The 14447-nt window shown below is 74.0% G+C and carries 13 protein-coding genes; 5 read left to right on the plus strand and 8 right to left on the minus strand.

Going from position 1 to position 14447, the window contains the following annotated elements; genetic code table 11:
• Positions 1–25 precede the first annotated feature (25 nt).
• Complete coding sequence (locus ACTWM8_RS05675) at positions 26–1186, plus strand: phosphotransferase family protein (protein ID WP_446212864.1); 1161 nt, start codon at positions 26–28, stop codon at positions 1184–1186.
• A 97-nt stretch (positions 1187–1283) separates the two neighbouring features.
• Here ACTWM8_RS05675 and ACTWM8_RS05680 read toward each other — a convergent pair whose 3' ends face one another.
• A complete protein-coding gene (locus ACTWM8_RS05680; RefSeq protein ID WP_446212865.1) occupies positions 1284–1652 on the minus strand; it encodes a VOC family protein in 369 nt (122 codons plus the stop codon).
• A 171-nt stretch (positions 1653–1823) separates the two neighbouring features.
• Here ACTWM8_RS05680 and ACTWM8_RS05685 point away from each other — a divergent pair, with 171 nt between their 5' ends.
• From ACTWM8_RS05685 to ACTWM8_RS05700, 4 genes are all read left to right on the plus strand, one after another.
• Positions 1824–2708 carry a LysR family transcriptional regulator gene (locus ACTWM8_RS05685; protein ID WP_446212866.1) on the plus strand — a complete coding sequence of 295 codons (885 nt, stop codon included), beginning with the start codon at positions 1824–1826 and terminating at the stop codon, positions 2706–2708.
• The gene (locus ACTWM8_RS05690) at positions 2705–3583 is read left to right on the plus strand and encodes a LysR family transcriptional regulator (protein ID WP_446212867.1); all 879 of its coding nucleotides are present in this window, start codon (positions 2705–2707) and stop codon (positions 3581–3583) included. The genes ACTWM8_RS05685 and ACTWM8_RS05690 overlap by 4 nt, the downstream gene beginning before the upstream one ends.
• Before the next feature lie 168 nt (positions 3584–3751).
• Positions 3752–5278 carry a long-chain-fatty-acid--CoA ligase gene (locus ACTWM8_RS05695; RefSeq protein WP_446212868.1) on the plus strand — a complete coding sequence of 509 codons (1527 nt, stop codon included), beginning with the start codon at positions 3752–3754 and terminating at the stop codon, positions 5276–5278.
• Between the two features lie 52 nt (positions 5279–5330).
• Complete coding sequence (locus ACTWM8_RS05700; protein ID WP_446212869.1) at positions 5331–6215, plus strand: SCO6745 family protein; 885 nt, start codon at positions 5331–5333, stop codon at positions 6213–6215.
• A gap of 103 nt (positions 6216–6318) precedes the next feature.
• Here the strand turns inward: ACTWM8_RS05700 and ACTWM8_RS05705 are convergent, their stop codons facing one another.
• From ACTWM8_RS05705 to ACTWM8_RS05735, 7 genes are all read right to left on the minus strand, one after another.
• Entirely contained in the window at positions 6319–7698 is a 1380-nt protein-coding gene (locus tag ACTWM8_RS05705) for a hypothetical protein (RefSeq protein WP_446212870.1), read from the minus strand.
• Positions 7699–7701: 3 nt separating this feature from the next.
• Positions 7702–8943, minus strand: a complete 1242-nt coding sequence (locus ACTWM8_RS05710) for an OmpA family protein (RefSeq protein ID WP_446212871.1) — start codon at positions 8941–8943, stop codon at positions 7702–7704.
• Entirely contained in the window at positions 8940–9794 is an 855-nt protein-coding gene (locus tag ACTWM8_RS05715; RefSeq protein WP_446212872.1) for a hypothetical protein, read from the minus strand. Before ACTWM8_RS05715 ends, ACTWM8_RS05710 begins: the two co-directional genes overlap by 4 nt.
• Positions 9791–11983, minus strand: coding sequence for a hypothetical protein (locus ACTWM8_RS05720; RefSeq protein WP_446212873.1), 2193 nt, complete (start codon positions 11981–11983; stop codon positions 9791–9793). The genes ACTWM8_RS05715 and ACTWM8_RS05720 overlap by 4 nt, the downstream gene beginning before the upstream one ends.
• Before the next feature lie 218 nt (positions 11984–12201).
• Positions 12202–13008: a hypothetical protein gene (locus tag ACTWM8_RS05725; protein WP_446212874.1), complete on the minus strand. Its 807-nt coding sequence runs from the start codon at positions 13006–13008 to the stop codon at positions 12202–12204.
• 77 nt (positions 13009–13085) lie between these two features.
• On the minus strand, positions 13086–13790 hold the full coding sequence (locus tag ACTWM8_RS05730; protein ID WP_446212875.1) for a Crp/Fnr family transcriptional regulator: 705 nt from the start codon (positions 13788–13790) through the stop codon (positions 13086–13088).
• A gap of 29 nt (positions 13791–13819) precedes the next feature.
• Positions 13820–14404 carry a Pycsar system effector family protein gene (locus ACTWM8_RS05735; protein WP_446212876.1) on the minus strand — a complete coding sequence of 195 codons (585 nt, stop codon included), beginning with the start codon at positions 14402–14404 and terminating at the stop codon, positions 13820–13822.
• Positions 14405–14447: the final 43 nt, after the last annotated feature.

A 14447-nucleotide genomic window follows, 5' to 3' on the forward strand; every position in this document is an offset into this window, starting at 1 on the left:
CGCGCCGGCGCTACGGTCGGCGACCGTGACCCGCACCGTGACCCTCGTCCTGGTCGACCCCGCCGGCCGGCTGCTCGGGGCACTGCCTCCGTACGAGGTGCCGACGCCCTGGTGGCAGGAGGTCGACGCGGTCGTCTGCGGCGCGCCCGTCGAGGTCGCGGTGCTGCGGCTGCTGTCCGGCGTCAGCGACCGACCAGGCGTCGGCGGCGCGGTGTCGTACCTGGCCGAGGTGGCCGCCCCACCCGCCGTACCGCTGCGACCGGTGGACCTGGAACTCGCGCCGCACCCGCTGCGCGCGCCCTACGCCGAGCCGGGCGGGCCGGCCGCCACCGTCGGGTGGGCCACCGCCGCCCTCGACCGCCTCGGCCGGCCGGCGAAGGAGGTGGCGCAGCGGCGCACCTGGAACCTGTCCGCGATCTGGCGGCTCGACGGTCCGCACGGCCCGGTCTGGCTCAAGCAGGTACCCGGCTTCTTCCGGCACGAGGCGGCGGTGCTGCGCCGGCTCGGCGCGGTCACGCCCGGCCTGGTGCCGCCGCTGCTCGCCGCGGACGACGACGGCCGGATGCTGCTCGACCACGTGCCGGGGGAGGACCGCTACGGGGCGGACCCCGCCGAACGCGACGCCATCGCCGCCGACCAGCACGCTCTCCAGGTACGCGCGCTGCCGCTGGCCGACGACCTGGTGGCGGCCGGGGTGCCCGACCTGCGCGGCGCCGCCCTGGCCCGCTGGATCCGCGTCGCGCTCGCCCCGCACCACGCCGACGCGGTGCTGGACGGGCTGGAGGAGCGGCTCGCGCAGGCCCGGCGGTGCGGCGTGCCGGACACCCTGGTGCACGGCGACCTGCATCCCGGCAACGTCCGGAGCGACGGTGACCGGCGAGTCATCATCGACTGGGGCGACTCGTTCGTCGGGCACCCGGCCTTCGACATCCTGGAACTGACCATCGGGCTTCCGGCCGACGCCTCGGACGCGCTGGTGGCCGCGTGGTGCGCCCGATGGCGGGCCGACGCGCCCGGCTGCGAGCCGGAACGGGCCGTGGAGCTGCTGCGGCCGGTCGCGGCGGTGCGGGCGGCGGCCGTGTACGCGACCTTCCTCGCCGCGATCGAGCCGAGCGAGCGGGTGTACCACGACGCCGACGTGCCGCACTGGCTGGCGCAGGCCGCCACCCTGCTCGGGCGGGGATGAGCCATGGAGATCCAATCGGACGACCGCGCGTGGCTGCGCCTCCGGCCGAGCGGCTAGCTGGGCGCGGCGGTGCGCGCCCGGCTGGCTCGCCGGTCCGTCACTCGGGGGCGTGGCAGACGGCCTCGACGTTGTTGCCGTCCGGGTCGCGGACGAACGCGCCGAAGTAGGTCGGGTGGTACTCCGGCCAGAGCCGGGGCGCGTGCAGCACCTCGGCGCCGGCGGCGACCGCGGCGTCGTGGAACGCCCGCACGGCGGCCCGGTCCGGCGCGGTGAACGCGATGTGCGCCTCGCGCGCCTCATCGCCGGTGTTCACCGGGCCGAGCCAGAAGTCGGGGCTGTCGGTGCCGTACCCGATGACCGGGCCGAACTCCATCACCCGGCGACCACCGAGCGGGGCCAGGACGGCGTCGTAGAAGGCGGCGCTGGCCGCCACGTCACGGACCTGGATGGACAGGTGGTCGAGCATGGGTGCCTCCTGCGGGCGTCGGGTCCGGGTCAGGCTAGAACTTCGCTACGACACTCCGCCCGCCACGACACGACCGCCTGAGTGATCTGCCCGCCACGCCCGGCGGCTCGGGCAGAACCTACCGGTAACATCCGTGCTGACCGGGCCCTACGCTGAGTCATCGGGAACGCATTGGACGTCAGGCAGGTCTCCTACTTCCTCGCGGTAGCCGAGCACGGTGGCTTCAGTCGGGCGGCCTCGGCGCTCGACGTCGCCCAGCCGACGCTGTCGCAGTCGGTGCGCGCGCTCGAGCGCGAACTCGGCACCGAGCTGTTCCACCGGGTCCCACACGGGTTGGTGCTCTCCTACGCGGGCAGGGCCTTCGTCGGCCCGGCCCGCCAGATGCTGCGCGGCATCACCGCCGCCCGCGCGGCGGTGGGGTCGCACGCCCGAGCCACGCCCGCCCTCGACCTGGTCGCCGTGCCCGTGCTGGCGGCCTACCCGGGAGCGTCCCTGGTCGGCTCCTTCCGGCGCGAGAAACCGCACATCGTCGTCCACATCGACGAGCCGGAGACCGACGACGGCCTGCACATCCTCGTCCGGGACGGGCACAGCGAGCTGGGCCTGACGCACCTGCCCCTGCCGCACCTCGGACTCCACGTCGTCGAACTCGGCGTACAGGAGCTGTGGTTGGCGTTTCCGCCCGGCACGGACGTCGGTCCGGGTGACGCCGTGCCGCTGGCCCGGCTGCACGGCGCCGACGTCCTCGGGGTGCCGCGCGGGAGCTGGGAACGGGACGACGTCGAGCGGGCGCTGCGCGATCAGGGCGTCCGCACCCGGCTCGTGGTCGAGGTGGCGCACCCGGAGGCGCTCGCGCCGCTCGTCCTCGGCGGTGCCGGCGCCGCCTTCCTGGTGCGGGAGACCGCGCACTCGGCCGCCTCGCTCGGTGCCGTCGTGCGCCCGGTCGACCCGCCGCTGCGGCAGGCGTACGGGCTGGTGCACCGGCCCGGTCCACTGTCGCCGGCCGCCCGCGCGTTCGTGGCACACGCCCGCGCCAGGTGCCGGGCGGGGCGATGACGGTCGACCTTCGCCAGCTGGAGTACTTCCTCGCCGTCGTCGAGCACGGCGGCGTCACCCGAGCGGCCGCGGCCATCCGCATCGCCCAGCCGTCCCTGTCACAGGCGATCCGGGGGCTGGAACGCGAACTCGGCATCGAGCTGTTCCACCGCACCGGGCGCGGCCTGGTCCTCACCGTCGGCGGCGAGGCGCTGGTCGCCCCGGCCCGGCAGGTCCTGGAGGACGCCACCGCCGCCCGGGCCGCCGTCGCCGACGTGGTGAACCTGCGCACCGGGCGGCTCGACATCGCCGCGCACGCCGCACTGACCGTCGACCCCCTCACCCCGGCGATCGCCACTCTGCGGCGACGCTTCCCCGGCATCGCGGTGCGCGTGCTCGAGCCTCGCGACGACGAGGACCTGGCCCGGCTCGTCCGCGACGGAAGCTGCGAGCTGGCCCTGACGTACCTGCCCATCCCCGACCTCCGGCTGCCCGTGCGGGAGTTGGGCGCACAGCAGGTCTGGGCGGTGCTGCCGCCCGGCACGCCCGCTCCCGACGGGCCGCTGCCGCTGCGGGCGCTCCAGGACACCCCGGTGATCGACATCCAGGGGCACAGCGCGCTGCGCGCGACGGTCCTGGCCGCGCTCGCCACGGCCGGTGTGCGGATGCGTCGCGCGGCGGTGACCCGGCACCGTGAGGCCGTCGTACCCATGGTGCTGGCCCAGGCCGGTGCCGCGTTCCTGACCCGGTGGTACGCCGACGAGGCGGCCCGCGGCGGGGCCGTCGTGCGGGCGCTGGACCCACCGGTGGTCTGCCGGTTCGCGCTGGTCCACCGGCCCGGGCGGCTGTCGCCGGCCGCCCAGGCCCTGCTGGAACTGCTGCCCGGGCCGGACTAGACCGGCCACGCCGTGACGCCGTGGGGTGCGCGCCGCCCCCCATAGCCGCCGCCTATGGGGCGGGTGACGGCTCGTCTTTGATTTCGCCGGCCCGCCGGTCTTCGATCAGTGGACCCCCACCCGCGTCCGGTCCGCGACGCCGCTCATCCCCTTCGACAGCGAGGAAAAATGGCCCAACTGTCGCTGGCTTCCGTCCTGGCCGAGTCCGCCCGCCGCCGACCCGCGCATCCCGCGATCGTCTGCGGCGACGAACGCGTCACGTATGCGGAGCTGTGGGCGCAGACCCGGGGCTACGCCGCGGCGCTGGCCGAGCGGGGGGTACGCCCCGGTGACCATGTCGCGCTCATGGCGGCGAACGTGCCGGACTTCCCGCGCGCCTACTACGCGATCCTCTCGCTCGGCGCGGTCGTGGTGCCGATCCACCTGCTGTTGACCGCGGAGGAGGTGGCGTTCGTCCTGCGCGACAGCCACGCCCGCGCCCTGGTGCACGGCGGCGGTGACCCGGCGACGGCCGTGAAGGCGGCGGAGCTGGCCGGAATACCGGCGGTCCCGCTGGACCCGGCCGATCCGGACTCGCTGGTCGCGGCGGCCGCCCGGCTGGCGCCGCGGCCCGGGCTGGTGCCGACCGCGCCGGACGACCCGGCCGTGGTGCTCTACACCAGCGGCACCACGGGTCGGCCGAAGGGCGCGGTGCTGACCCATTTCAACCTGACGATGAACGCCACCGTCAACGCCTTCGACGACCTCGGGGTACGCCGCGACGACGTGCTCCTCGGGTGCCTGCCGCTGTTCCACAGCTTCGGGCAGACCGCCGCGATGAACACCGCGTTCCGCGCCGTCGCCACGCTCGTGCTCCAGCCGCGCTTCGACCCGGTCCAGGCGTTGGAGCTGATGGTCGCGCACGGCGTGACCGCGTTCCTCGGCGTGCCCACCATGTACATCGCGCTGCTCGACGCGGCCCGCAGGGGCGCACCGCGCCCGTCGTTGCGGCTGTGCGTCTCCGGCGGCGCGTCGCTGCCGCTCAGCGTGCTGGACGAGGTCGCGGCGACGTTCACGACGACCGTCTACGAAGGCTACGGCCTGTCCGAGACCTCCCCCGTGGCCACCACCAACCAGCCGACCTTCGGCACACGGCCGGGCAGCGTCGGCTGTCCCATCTGGGGCGTCGACGTCGAGGTGGCCCGGGCCGACCGGGAGGACCGCGTCGAGCTGCTCCCGCCGGGCGAGATCGGCGAGATCGTCATCCGTGGGCACAACGTCTTCGCCGGCTACCTCGGCCAGCCACGGGCGACCGCGGAGGTCCTCCGGGACGGCTGGTTCCGCACGGGCGACCTCGGCATGCGGGACGAGGCCGGGTTCGTCACGATCGTCGACCGGAAGACGGACCTGATCATCCGGGGCGGCTTCAACGTCTACCCCCGGGAGGTCGAGGAGACGATGCTGCGCCACCCGGCGATCGGGCAGGTGGCGGTGGTCGGCGTACCCCATCCGACGCACGGCGAAGAGGTGTGCGCGGTGGTCATCCCGGCGGCGGAGGTGACCGCCGACGAGATCATCGAATGGGCGCGCGAGCAGGTGGGCCGCCACAAGTACCCGCGGCGGGTGGAGTTCGTCGACGAGTTCCCGTTGGGTCCGAGCATGAAGGTCCTCAAGCGGGAGCTACGGTGGCGCTTCGCGCAGGACCGGACGCCCTGACCCGTGCTGAAGACCCCGCACGTGACCGTCGTCGAACAGTGAAGGAGTTGCAGTGGCCCGATCCCCCCTCGACCCCGCGGTCGCCCGCGCCGCGTGGCGCCGCGCCGAACCGATCCACGCCATGATCTACTTCGCCCCCGAGGCGCGGCAACGGTACGACGCGCTGGGCCTGGACAGCCTGACGGGCTACTTCGCGTCCCGGTCGGCCGCGTTCGGTGCGGTGCCGGCCGAGCCGGTCATCGCGACGTTCTTCAACTTCAAGCCCGCACTGGTACGCGCGGCGCTGCCCGCCGCGTGGGAACGGGTAGACCCGCCGGCCGTGCTCCGCGCCCGCCTGGACGCCGCGGACGCGGCCCTGAGCCGGGCCTTCTCGCCTGTGGAGGACGCAGCGGCGGCCGTCGCCGAGGCGGCCGGGCTGGCGCGCCAGGCCGCCGAGTCGGCGTGCGAACAGCTGCCCGGGCGTCCGCTCTTCGCCGCGCACGCGGCGCTGCCGTGGCCGGACGAGCCGCACCTCGTGCTCTGGCACGCGCAGACGCTGCTGCGCGAGTTCCGCGGCGACGGGCACGTGAACGCCCTCGTCGTCGCCGGCATCACCGGCCTCGACGCGCTCGTGCTGCACGCCGCGACCGGTGACGTGCCGGTGCGGTTCCTGCTTCGCAGTCGTGGCTGGACCGGCGACGAGTGGGCCGCGGCGGTGGACGGCTTGCGATCCCGCGGCCTGCTGGCCGACGGTGGCGCCGACGACCTCGCGCTCACCGACGCCGGCCGGGAGCTGCGTCAGTCGGTCGAGGACCGGACCGACGCTCTCGCCGAACCGGCGTACCGGGTGCTCGGCGAGGACGGGTGTGCGCGGCTCGCGGAAGCGGCGCGGCCGCTCAGCCGCGCCGTCGTCGACGCCGGGCTGCTCAACCTGAAGGCCACGCCCACCGCGGGATGACCGGGCTCACCGGCGACGCACCGCCCGGCTGGCAGTCGGCTCCGGGGTTCGCGCGCAGGAGCCCACCGAGCGTCCGGCGGCCGTCGCCGGACGCTCGGGGCCGTCACCGCTGCCTCGTTGACGCGCCGTTGCCGACCCCCGGCCCGCCGCCGATCGCCAGTACCGGCCGCCACCCCGCAGCGAGTTGGGCGTCCAGTTGGCGCCGCAGCACATCCAGCTCCTCGGCGAGCGCCTCGGGCCGGTACCGGTTCAGCGTCTCCACCGCCTGGCGGAGCGCGGTCACCCGCAGTGCCGGGCCGGCCAGTCCCTCGAACATCCGGCTGTCGGAGAGATCGTCACTGCCGCTGGTGGGGAAACCGGGGGCGACCATGCCGGTCAGCCCGTGCCGGGCCCGCGCCTCGGCGACCTCCGTCCAGGCGTCGGTGAGGTGGCGCCGGACGACCACCGCTGCGTCCTCCACCGCCAGGTAGAACTCCTGCCACGTCTTGGCATGCGCGGCCAGGTGCTTCTCGGCGTCGGCCGCCAGCGCGGCGTACCGGTCGACGGCGTCCTGGCGCCGCTGCCTGATCCGTTCCTTCCGGTCCGCGTACGGGTTGTGCGAGCTGGCCTTGAAGGCGATCGCCGCGATGGTGAGCAACACCAGCAGGGCCACCAGGGGCCAGCGCAGCTCGGGCTGGGGTAGCCGGTCGCCGCGCAGCCAGGCCCACATGCCGAGCACCCCGACGACCAGGCTGGCGAAGCCCACCGGCAGCGGCCAGCTGGGCCAGGGCAGGTCGTCGCGTTCCCGTTCCTCGTCCTCGGGGCGCCAGGCCACGAAGACACGACGGAACAGGACCCGCCAGCCGAGCCGACGACGCCAGCGCCGCCGGTCCGCCCGGGACCGGTGCCGGAACAGCGGCACCGCCAGCCAGCTTCCGGAGAGGATCAGCGCCATGGCGATGCTGAAGCCCGGCACGTAGGAGATCCAGTACTCGAAGCTGAGCTTGTCGTCCGGGGCGTCGATGGCGTCCCGGAACGACGTGGCGAAGAAGACGGTGTCGTAGATCGCGCTGACCAGGATCACCGCCCAGATCACCCAGGGGCGCTGCCAGGCCGGCTGGGAACTGCGGTCCTCCGCGCCGTCGTCGGCGTGCTCCTGGTCGTTGCGGCGCTTCTCCCGCGCCGCGTCGTGGAGTTCCCGTTCGGCGACGAGCACCGCCAGGGGATGCAGCGCGGTCTTCGCCTGGTGCCAGGCGTCGATCAGGCGCTCCCCGGCCTCCCGCAGCGCGGGATGCGACGCGGCCAGTGCCTCCTCCGCCTCGCTCCGGGCCCGGATCAGCCGGGCCGCCTCGCGGTGGGAGAGCTGGTGGGCCTCGTACGGCTCGGGCTCGGCGACCGGTTCGTCGGCCGCGAGTCGGGTCGACCCCAGGGTGAGCTGTTGCGGGCAGGGGACGGGAAGGTAGCGGCGGCCGTTCGAACCGCCGACGTGGCGCACGTCGTCCATCGCTCATCCGCTCTCTGTGGTGATCACGATTTCCACCCTGCGGTTGCGTTGCAGGCACGCCTCGTCCCAGCTGCCGTCCGGCAGCTTCTCCTGCGGGCAGAGCCGCCCGGTCTCGCCGGCTCCCCGCGTCTTGGACACCGGCAGTCCCAGAGCGGTCAGCTCCCGACCCACGGCGGCCGCCCGGCGCTCGGACAGGGCCTGGTTGTGTCCGGGGCTGCTGCGGGAGTCGGTGTAACCGATCACCTCCAGGGCGGTGACGCTGGTGTCCTTGATCTGCTCGGTGATCTCGGCCAGCCGCTTCTTCCCGGCCTGGCCGACCTCGTCGGAGTCGGTGGGGAAGAGTGCCGCCGAGTCCACGTTGTAGGTCTTCCGCTCCACGGGCGGGGTGGGCGGTCCGGCGCCGGGCGTGAAGCGGACGACCGGGTCGGGGAGAGGCACGGTGCCGGCGGTAACGGTGTCGCCGCGCCGGACGACGGCGACCGGGGCGGTGGAGACCTCGCAGGAGGCCGCCCCGACGACCAGGCAGAGGCGCTCCCAGTACTGCTGCAGCCACGCCAGGTGGCCGGTCTCGAGCACGGGCTGGCCGTCGGCCGGATGCCCCACCCCGACCATGGTGAGGTGGACACCGGCCAGCGAGGTCGGCCAGTCGGGCCGCTTCGGGCAGTCGCTCGCGGCCGCGTCGATCAGCTGCGGCTTGCCGACGGTCCCACGGCTCAGATCGGCGCACCCGGCGGTGGAGAGTCCGTCCGTGGCGACCACCACCGTGCGTCGCTGGTCCCCGGCAAGCCGGGTGTGCGTGGCGGCCACGCCCAGCGCCCCGAGTACGTCGGTTCCGTTGGTCCGGGCCGGGGTGGTCGCGGCCTGACCGGCGGTGCGGCCGAGGCAACCCCTCGCCATCTCCCGGTCCCGCTTGCGGTTGCTGTCCCGTTTGCTCGTCGAGGCGGTGGGATAGTTCTCCACGGTCCAGGCGACCGTGGCGGCGGAGCCGTCGAAGGTGCCGATGGAGACCACGTCGCCGCGGTCGACCGCCCGGCCGAGCGCGTCCGCGATCGCGCCGGCGTAGTCGGGCGCCGGGCCGGCCGACCGGGTGGAGGCCGTGACGTCCAGGAGGACCGTGGTGTTGCCGACGCCGGTGACCGGCAGGTCCGCCGGACGCGTGCAGTCCGGCTCCTCCTCCTCGCAAGCGGTCGTGGCGCCGAGCATCGTGACGAGGGCGACGGCGAGCGCGAGCCGGGCCGCCTTCACGAGCCGGCCTTCGCCGCGGGCTCGCTGTCGATGACCGGCCAGCCGCCCTCGTCCAGTCCCATCTGCTTGCAGAACGCCTGTACGGCCTTGTCATAGGCGTTGGCGAACTCGTACATGCCGACGTGCTCGTGGTCCTTGCTGGCCTGCCGCAGCACCTCCGCCAGCTCCACCACCGAGGCGCGCCGGTGGTTGACGAACCGGGCGAAGACGGTGGCGAAGGCCGGGTCGGTGAGCTGGGTGGCGTACGCGACCATCGCGTCGTGACCGAGGCTGTCGAGCAACTCCCGCCAGCGCACGGTGACCTGCTCGAAACGGTCGGCCCGGAGCAGGCCGAGGGAGGCGTTGGCCTCCACGTCGAGTTCCTGGAGTGCGAACGGCAGCAGGTGCTCGTGGACCCGCGGGTCGGGCAGCACCCGCACCTTCGCGCGGCACCGCACCTTTCCGGCGTCTCCCGAGTAGCACCAGTCGGTGTCCAGCGCCTGCTGCATCGCCTTCTCCGCCGCCGCCGAGTGGTACGGCGAGAAGGTGCGGGCGACCTCCCAGATCCGTTCCCGGACGGCGTCCTGGGCGCTGCTGGTGAACTCGCCGGCCTGCTCGGTCAGCTCGTCGTAGTCCATCTCCCGGCTGGACCAGACCAGGTGGGTGTGCACCTGGAACTCGAAGACGTCACCGGCGCAGAGCGCGGTCACCACGGGGCCGTCACCGGAGGGCTGGTAGACCACGTCCTCCAGCCGCTGCCGGATCCGCTCGGTGGGCTTCGGCTCTTCCTTCCGGGTGCCGCGGAACCAGTCGACCAGCCGGCGCCAGAGGCTGCGCCGGGGCGCGTCGGTTTCGGATTTCTTGCTGCTCACGGGTGACCTCCCGGGTCAGGGGTGGGATGAGGAGGGCTGTCGCCGGCGGCTGGTTCGCCCCAACGCATGCCGGCCAGGCGACGGGCGGTGGGCGACGTCGTCCACCGGTGGCGCAGGTAGAACCGGCCACGGACGGCCACCGGGCCGACCAGCATTCGGCTGACCAGCGCGACGACCCGCTCGGCGAGTTCCGCGTCGTCGTCGGCGAGCCGGATCCAGGCGTGCAGCACGTTCCAGGCTTGGTACGCGGTGGAGCCGTCGGTGAGCGCGCCCTGCCAGAGCGCGACCAGTTCGGTGGCGTCCGGGGTGAAATCGGGGGTGCCGGCCAGCAGCAGCGGCCAGCCCTCGCGGGGAGACGGACCGCGGCGGCGGGCCAGCAGGGTGAGACCCCGGGCGGAGTGCACGCGCAGCCGGTGCAGGTCGTCGCGGTGCCAGTCCACCAGCGCCCGCCAGGTGGCCTCCGGCGCTCCGGGCGTGTCGGCGAGGTACGCCTCGGCCGGTTGGTAGAGGGTGACCAGCGACCGGGCGACCGACGCGCTGGCGTTCAGGTCGTCCCGGCTGGCCAGGGTACGCAGCTCTCGCAGCGCCTCCTCGGGGGCGAGCAGACCGATGCGGGTGCCGTAGGCGCGGGCGGCGGAGTCGTGCAGCAGCGCGTTGCCGCTGCGCACCCAGTCGCGTACCCGGCCCCGGATGCGTCCGAGGAGGCGGGTGTCGCCGGCGGCGATGTGCAGGGCCCACGCGGCTGCCTGTCGTACGGTGCCCCGGCCGTCGCCGGCCCACCGCCGGACCACCGCGCTCCACACCTCGTCGAAGTCGCAGGTGGCCAACCAGCCGGCCAGGTACGCGGCCCGTTGCCGGACCGCGTCGCGGCGGGTGAAGACCAGTTGCTCCAGCCAGAGCAGCAGGGGCAGCCGGGCGCCGTCGAAGTCGTTCCAGGTCACGTCCAGCACGTCGGTCAGCAGCCGGGGGTCGACCAGCCGGGCCCGCCGGGGCTGCTCGACGACGTCCGCGGCAGCGAGCGGGCCCTCCTCGGGCCCGGACCGGAGCATCTGCTCCACCCCACCGTCGAAGACGACCCGGGTCACCCGCTCCGCCCCGCTCTCCACCGCCTGGAAGATCGCCAGCAGCAGTTCCCCGGCGTCGAAGACGTCGGCCAGCGGGTGCCCGTCGAAGGCCGCGTACGCGATCTGGAAGGCCTGGCGGCGCGGCGCCGCCTGCGGATCCTCCTCGCCTTCGCCCGACCTGGCCGCCTTTCCGGCCTTGAGCAGCTTGGCGGCGAAGTCCCGGCGGCTGCGCCGCAGCCCCGCCAGTGCGGCCGTGAGTTCCGCCTCCACGCCTGTCCACCCGGCCAGCGCGGTGGCGAGTTCCACCGTCTGCGCCGGCCGAGGATGGGCGGCCAGCTCGTCGACCACCGTCTCCTGCTGAACGCACCGCTCCACGAAAGCCATCCGGCAGGCACCGCGGCAGGGATCGCAGTCGGCGGCGCACCGGCCCTGGCGGGTCAATGCCCGGAGCAGGTGTCGGCGCAGCACGTCCTGCGGTGACGGGGGCACATGGCCCACCGCGTACGGCGCGAGCGACGGGCCGGGCGCCTCGGCGCTGTCCTGGAGGATCACCACGTACGCCTTGCGGTCGCGGGCGAGCCGCTCGAAGGTACGCAGCGTGCCGGCGCCGACCGTGGCCCGCCCGGGCAGTTCGAGCACGGTGCCGTGGCCGCGTAGCAGCAGGTTCTCCTCGCCGGCCAGCTCCGCGGCGGTCACGTCGGAATGGGTGGGTTCGATGCCCGCCACCTTGTCGATGCCGGCGACCCGCCACAGCAGCATCTCCGCGGTGGTACGCCGGCCGGTGCCCACGCGGCCGTGGAGCAGGACCACGTGGTGGTCCTCGAGCCGGGCGACGGTCTGCGGAAAGTCGGCGACCTCGACGTAGGTGCGGGCCGTCTCGCGCACTCCCTCCGGGGTGCGCAGCGACCGCAGCACGCTGACCTGCCGCCCGTCGGCGCGGGCGATGTTGATCAACGCGTTGTTGCCGTTGACCTGTACGCCCTGCACAGTCTGACCTGGCCGCAGGCTGGACGGCAGCGTGTCGCCGGTGGTGGGTTCCTCGGTACCGCCGTCGCGCCAGCTGGTGTCCGACGAGTGCGACCTCTCGCCGGTCGTCCCCTCGTCGAGCGGGCGGAGCTGATCCATCTGCTCCCGGTAGCCGCCGGCGCGCTCCGTTGGGGCGGGGTCGCGGCCGCCCGCCGCCTGCTCGGGGGGTGACGGGGCTGGGGACGGACCCGCCGGCCCGTCCATTGCGTCCGGACCGGCAGGCTGCGGTCCGGCGGCCGAAGGCGCCTCGGCGACCGGGCGCGGCTCAGGCTCGCCGGCCGGCTCCGGCGGAGGCGCCGCGCCCGGCTCCTCGGCGCTCACGCCGAGCCTCCCCCGAAGTTCATGTCCCCCATGTCGACCCGCGCCTTGTTGCCCTTGATCGTGATGCCGGTGTTGGTGGTCGGACCCGGCTCCTCGCGCCGGCGGCTGTCCGCAGGCGAAGTCGCACGTCTCCGCCGGTCCGGTTCCGTGGCGGGTGCGGTGGCCTCGCGCGGCGCGCAGCCCCGGTCCGGCCCGTCGTCAGTGCCGGTCACGTACGGCGGGAAGTGCCCGGGCAGGTAGAGCCAGGAGACCGCCTCGTACCCCTTCTCCGGCACGGCGGCGCGGATCCGCCGGAACATCTCGGGCTGCAGTCCCAGCTCGCCGAAAGGCACGACCTGCTGGTAGACCGAATCGGAGACGACCGCGACGATCGGCGCCCCGGGCACCGCGGTCGTGGCCTCCCGGGCGGCGTCGGAGTCCCGCAGCCGCACGGAGCTGACGATCGCGTCTCCGCCGCGGGGAACGCCCTCGCCGTCCACCCTGACGGTGCCGAAGTCGACGCCGACCCGCAGCCGCAGCTGACTCGCGTCGTTCTTGTTGCGGTTCCAGGCCAGCACGCCGACCCGGAGTCGGTTGAGAAACTCGGCGATCAACCAGGCCAGGGGCACGTCGGCGGGGGCCAGGGTGAGTTCGCCGTCGCCCCGCTCGCGCCTGATCCAGGACCCGCGGTAGGGGCAGGACTTCTTGGCCTCGGCGATGATCTCCTCGGCCGCCAGGGCGAGGTCGGACTGACGGGGGTAGCCACCGGCGCTGGAATTGACGATGTCGGAGGAAATCGACGTCCACGGGCGTGGAAGTTCCACGGACAATCACCTGCTTCGAGGGAGGGGACGGTTGTCACTGTGCGGCGGAAATTGCGGGACCAGCCAGTTGATCTACATCAGCTGATGCAATTCGCGGTCCTGTCCGCGATTGCCCACAGCGCGGTCTCATCCCGAATGAGGATCGAACCGTGTCGGGTGCCGACCAGGCCCGCCCGGGAGAACCGGCGCAGAATCCGGTGCACCGAGACCTGTGAGGCGCCGACCAGGCGGGCCAGCTCCCGTTGGGTGGTGTGGGCGACGAGCAGGTGCCCGTCCGCGACCGCCAGCTCGTACAGCACGCCGGCCACCCTGGTGGCGGTGTCGTAGGACGCGGCGACTGTGCGCCGGTCGGCTGCCCGTAGTCGCGCGGCCAGGAGCTGCGCGAACCGCCGGTTGGCCACCGGATGGTGACGCAGGAAGTGGTCGAAGGCCGGGGTGGGAATGTGCCGGGCCACCACCGGTCCGACCGCGACCACCGAGGCGGACCGGGGCCGGTCGTCGAGGTAGGACAACTCGCCGACGAGGTCCCCGGACGAGCGCAGCGCTATGCCGAGCGGCTCCCGTCGGGCGCCGTCCACCTCCACCCGGGCCCGTCCACTGGTGAGCAGCAGGAGGTGGCGTCCCCGGTCGCCCTGTCGGAGCAGGCACCGGCTGTCGGCGAACTCCGCCCGCGCGCCCAGGCGTAGCAGGGCGTCCTGGTCGGCGGGGTGGAGGCGGCCGAGGAAGCTGGTCCTGGGCCACCGGGCCGGGGTGGTGGTACGTGGCGGATCGGAGTCGGACATCGGGTGCTCCTCTCGTTCCGACGCGTCGGTCACAGCAGGCTCACCGCGATCAGGGCGGCGGCGAGCATGGCGAAGACGGTCCCGGCCCGGGTCCACCGGTACTTCGTCATCGCCAGGCGGCTGATCCAGCAGAGCTGGGAGATGAGGCTGGGCATGGTGTCGTGGGCGGCCCGCTCCACGTAGCGGCGGACGAGCGCCGGGTCACGCAGCTTGTGCACGTGCCCGAAGTAGGCGACGAGCCGCAGTTCGGGGTCACCGCTGGTCCTCGGCAGCAGCGCCATGATCAGGGCGACGAGCGTCAGGGCCCCGAACAGGCAGCCCGCCCACCAGGTCCAGACGGCGGTCCCGGCCAGCCGGCTCGGTGACCAGGACGCTCCGACCAGCCCGGTCACCAGGGCGAGCAGCGCCCCGCCGAAGAGGCTGAGCCAGTGCGTCGCCTTGGCATCGGCCCGGCGCAGCTCGTCGCGGGCCTCGGCGAGCAGCCGCTCGGTGAGCCGCACTGCGGCGCCCGTGCCGGTGTCGGCGCGCCGCAGTCGGTGCGACCGGTCGGAGGCGGTGAGGGTGGAGCGGACCGTGCGACGCGGAGTGAGTCGGGATCGGGTGGGGTGGGCCATGAGGCTCCTTCGCGGACGGGTGGACACCGTCATCGACGAGGGT

It is taken from the genome of Micromonospora sp. IBSANI012 (assembly GCF_052814045.1).

What these genes read in the sequence shown, in the direction of transcription:
- ACTWM8_RS05680 (WP_446212865.1), bottom strand. Translation starts at nt 1,652, where the DNA reads ATGCTCGACCACCTGTCCATCCAGGTCCGTGACGTGGCGGCCAGCGCC.
- ACTWM8_RS05690 (WP_446212867.1), top strand. Translation starts at nt 2,705, where the DNA reads ATGACGGTCGACCTTCGCCAGCTGGAGTACTTCCTCGCCGTCGTCGAG.
- ACTWM8_RS05695 (WP_446212868.1), top strand. Translation starts at nt 3,752, where the DNA reads ATGGCCCAACTGTCGCTGGCTTCCGTCCTGGCCGAGTCCGCCCGCCGC.
- ACTWM8_RS05705 (WP_446212870.1), bottom strand. Translation starts at nt 7,698, where the DNA reads ATGGACGACGTGCGCCACGTCGGCGGTTCGAACGGCCGCCGCTACCTT.
- ACTWM8_RS05720 (WP_446212873.1), bottom strand. Translation starts at nt 11,983, where the DNA reads ATGGATCAGCTCCGCCCGCTCGACGAGGGGACGACCGGCGAGAGGTCG.
- ACTWM8_RS05730 (WP_446212875.1), bottom strand. Translation starts at nt 13,790, where the DNA reads ATGTCCGACTCCGATCCGCCACGTACCACCACCCCGGCCCGGTGGCCC.
- ACTWM8_RS05735 (WP_446212876.1), bottom strand. Translation starts at nt 14,404, where the DNA reads ATGGCCCACCCCACCCGATCCCGACTCACTCCGCGTCGCACGGTCCGC.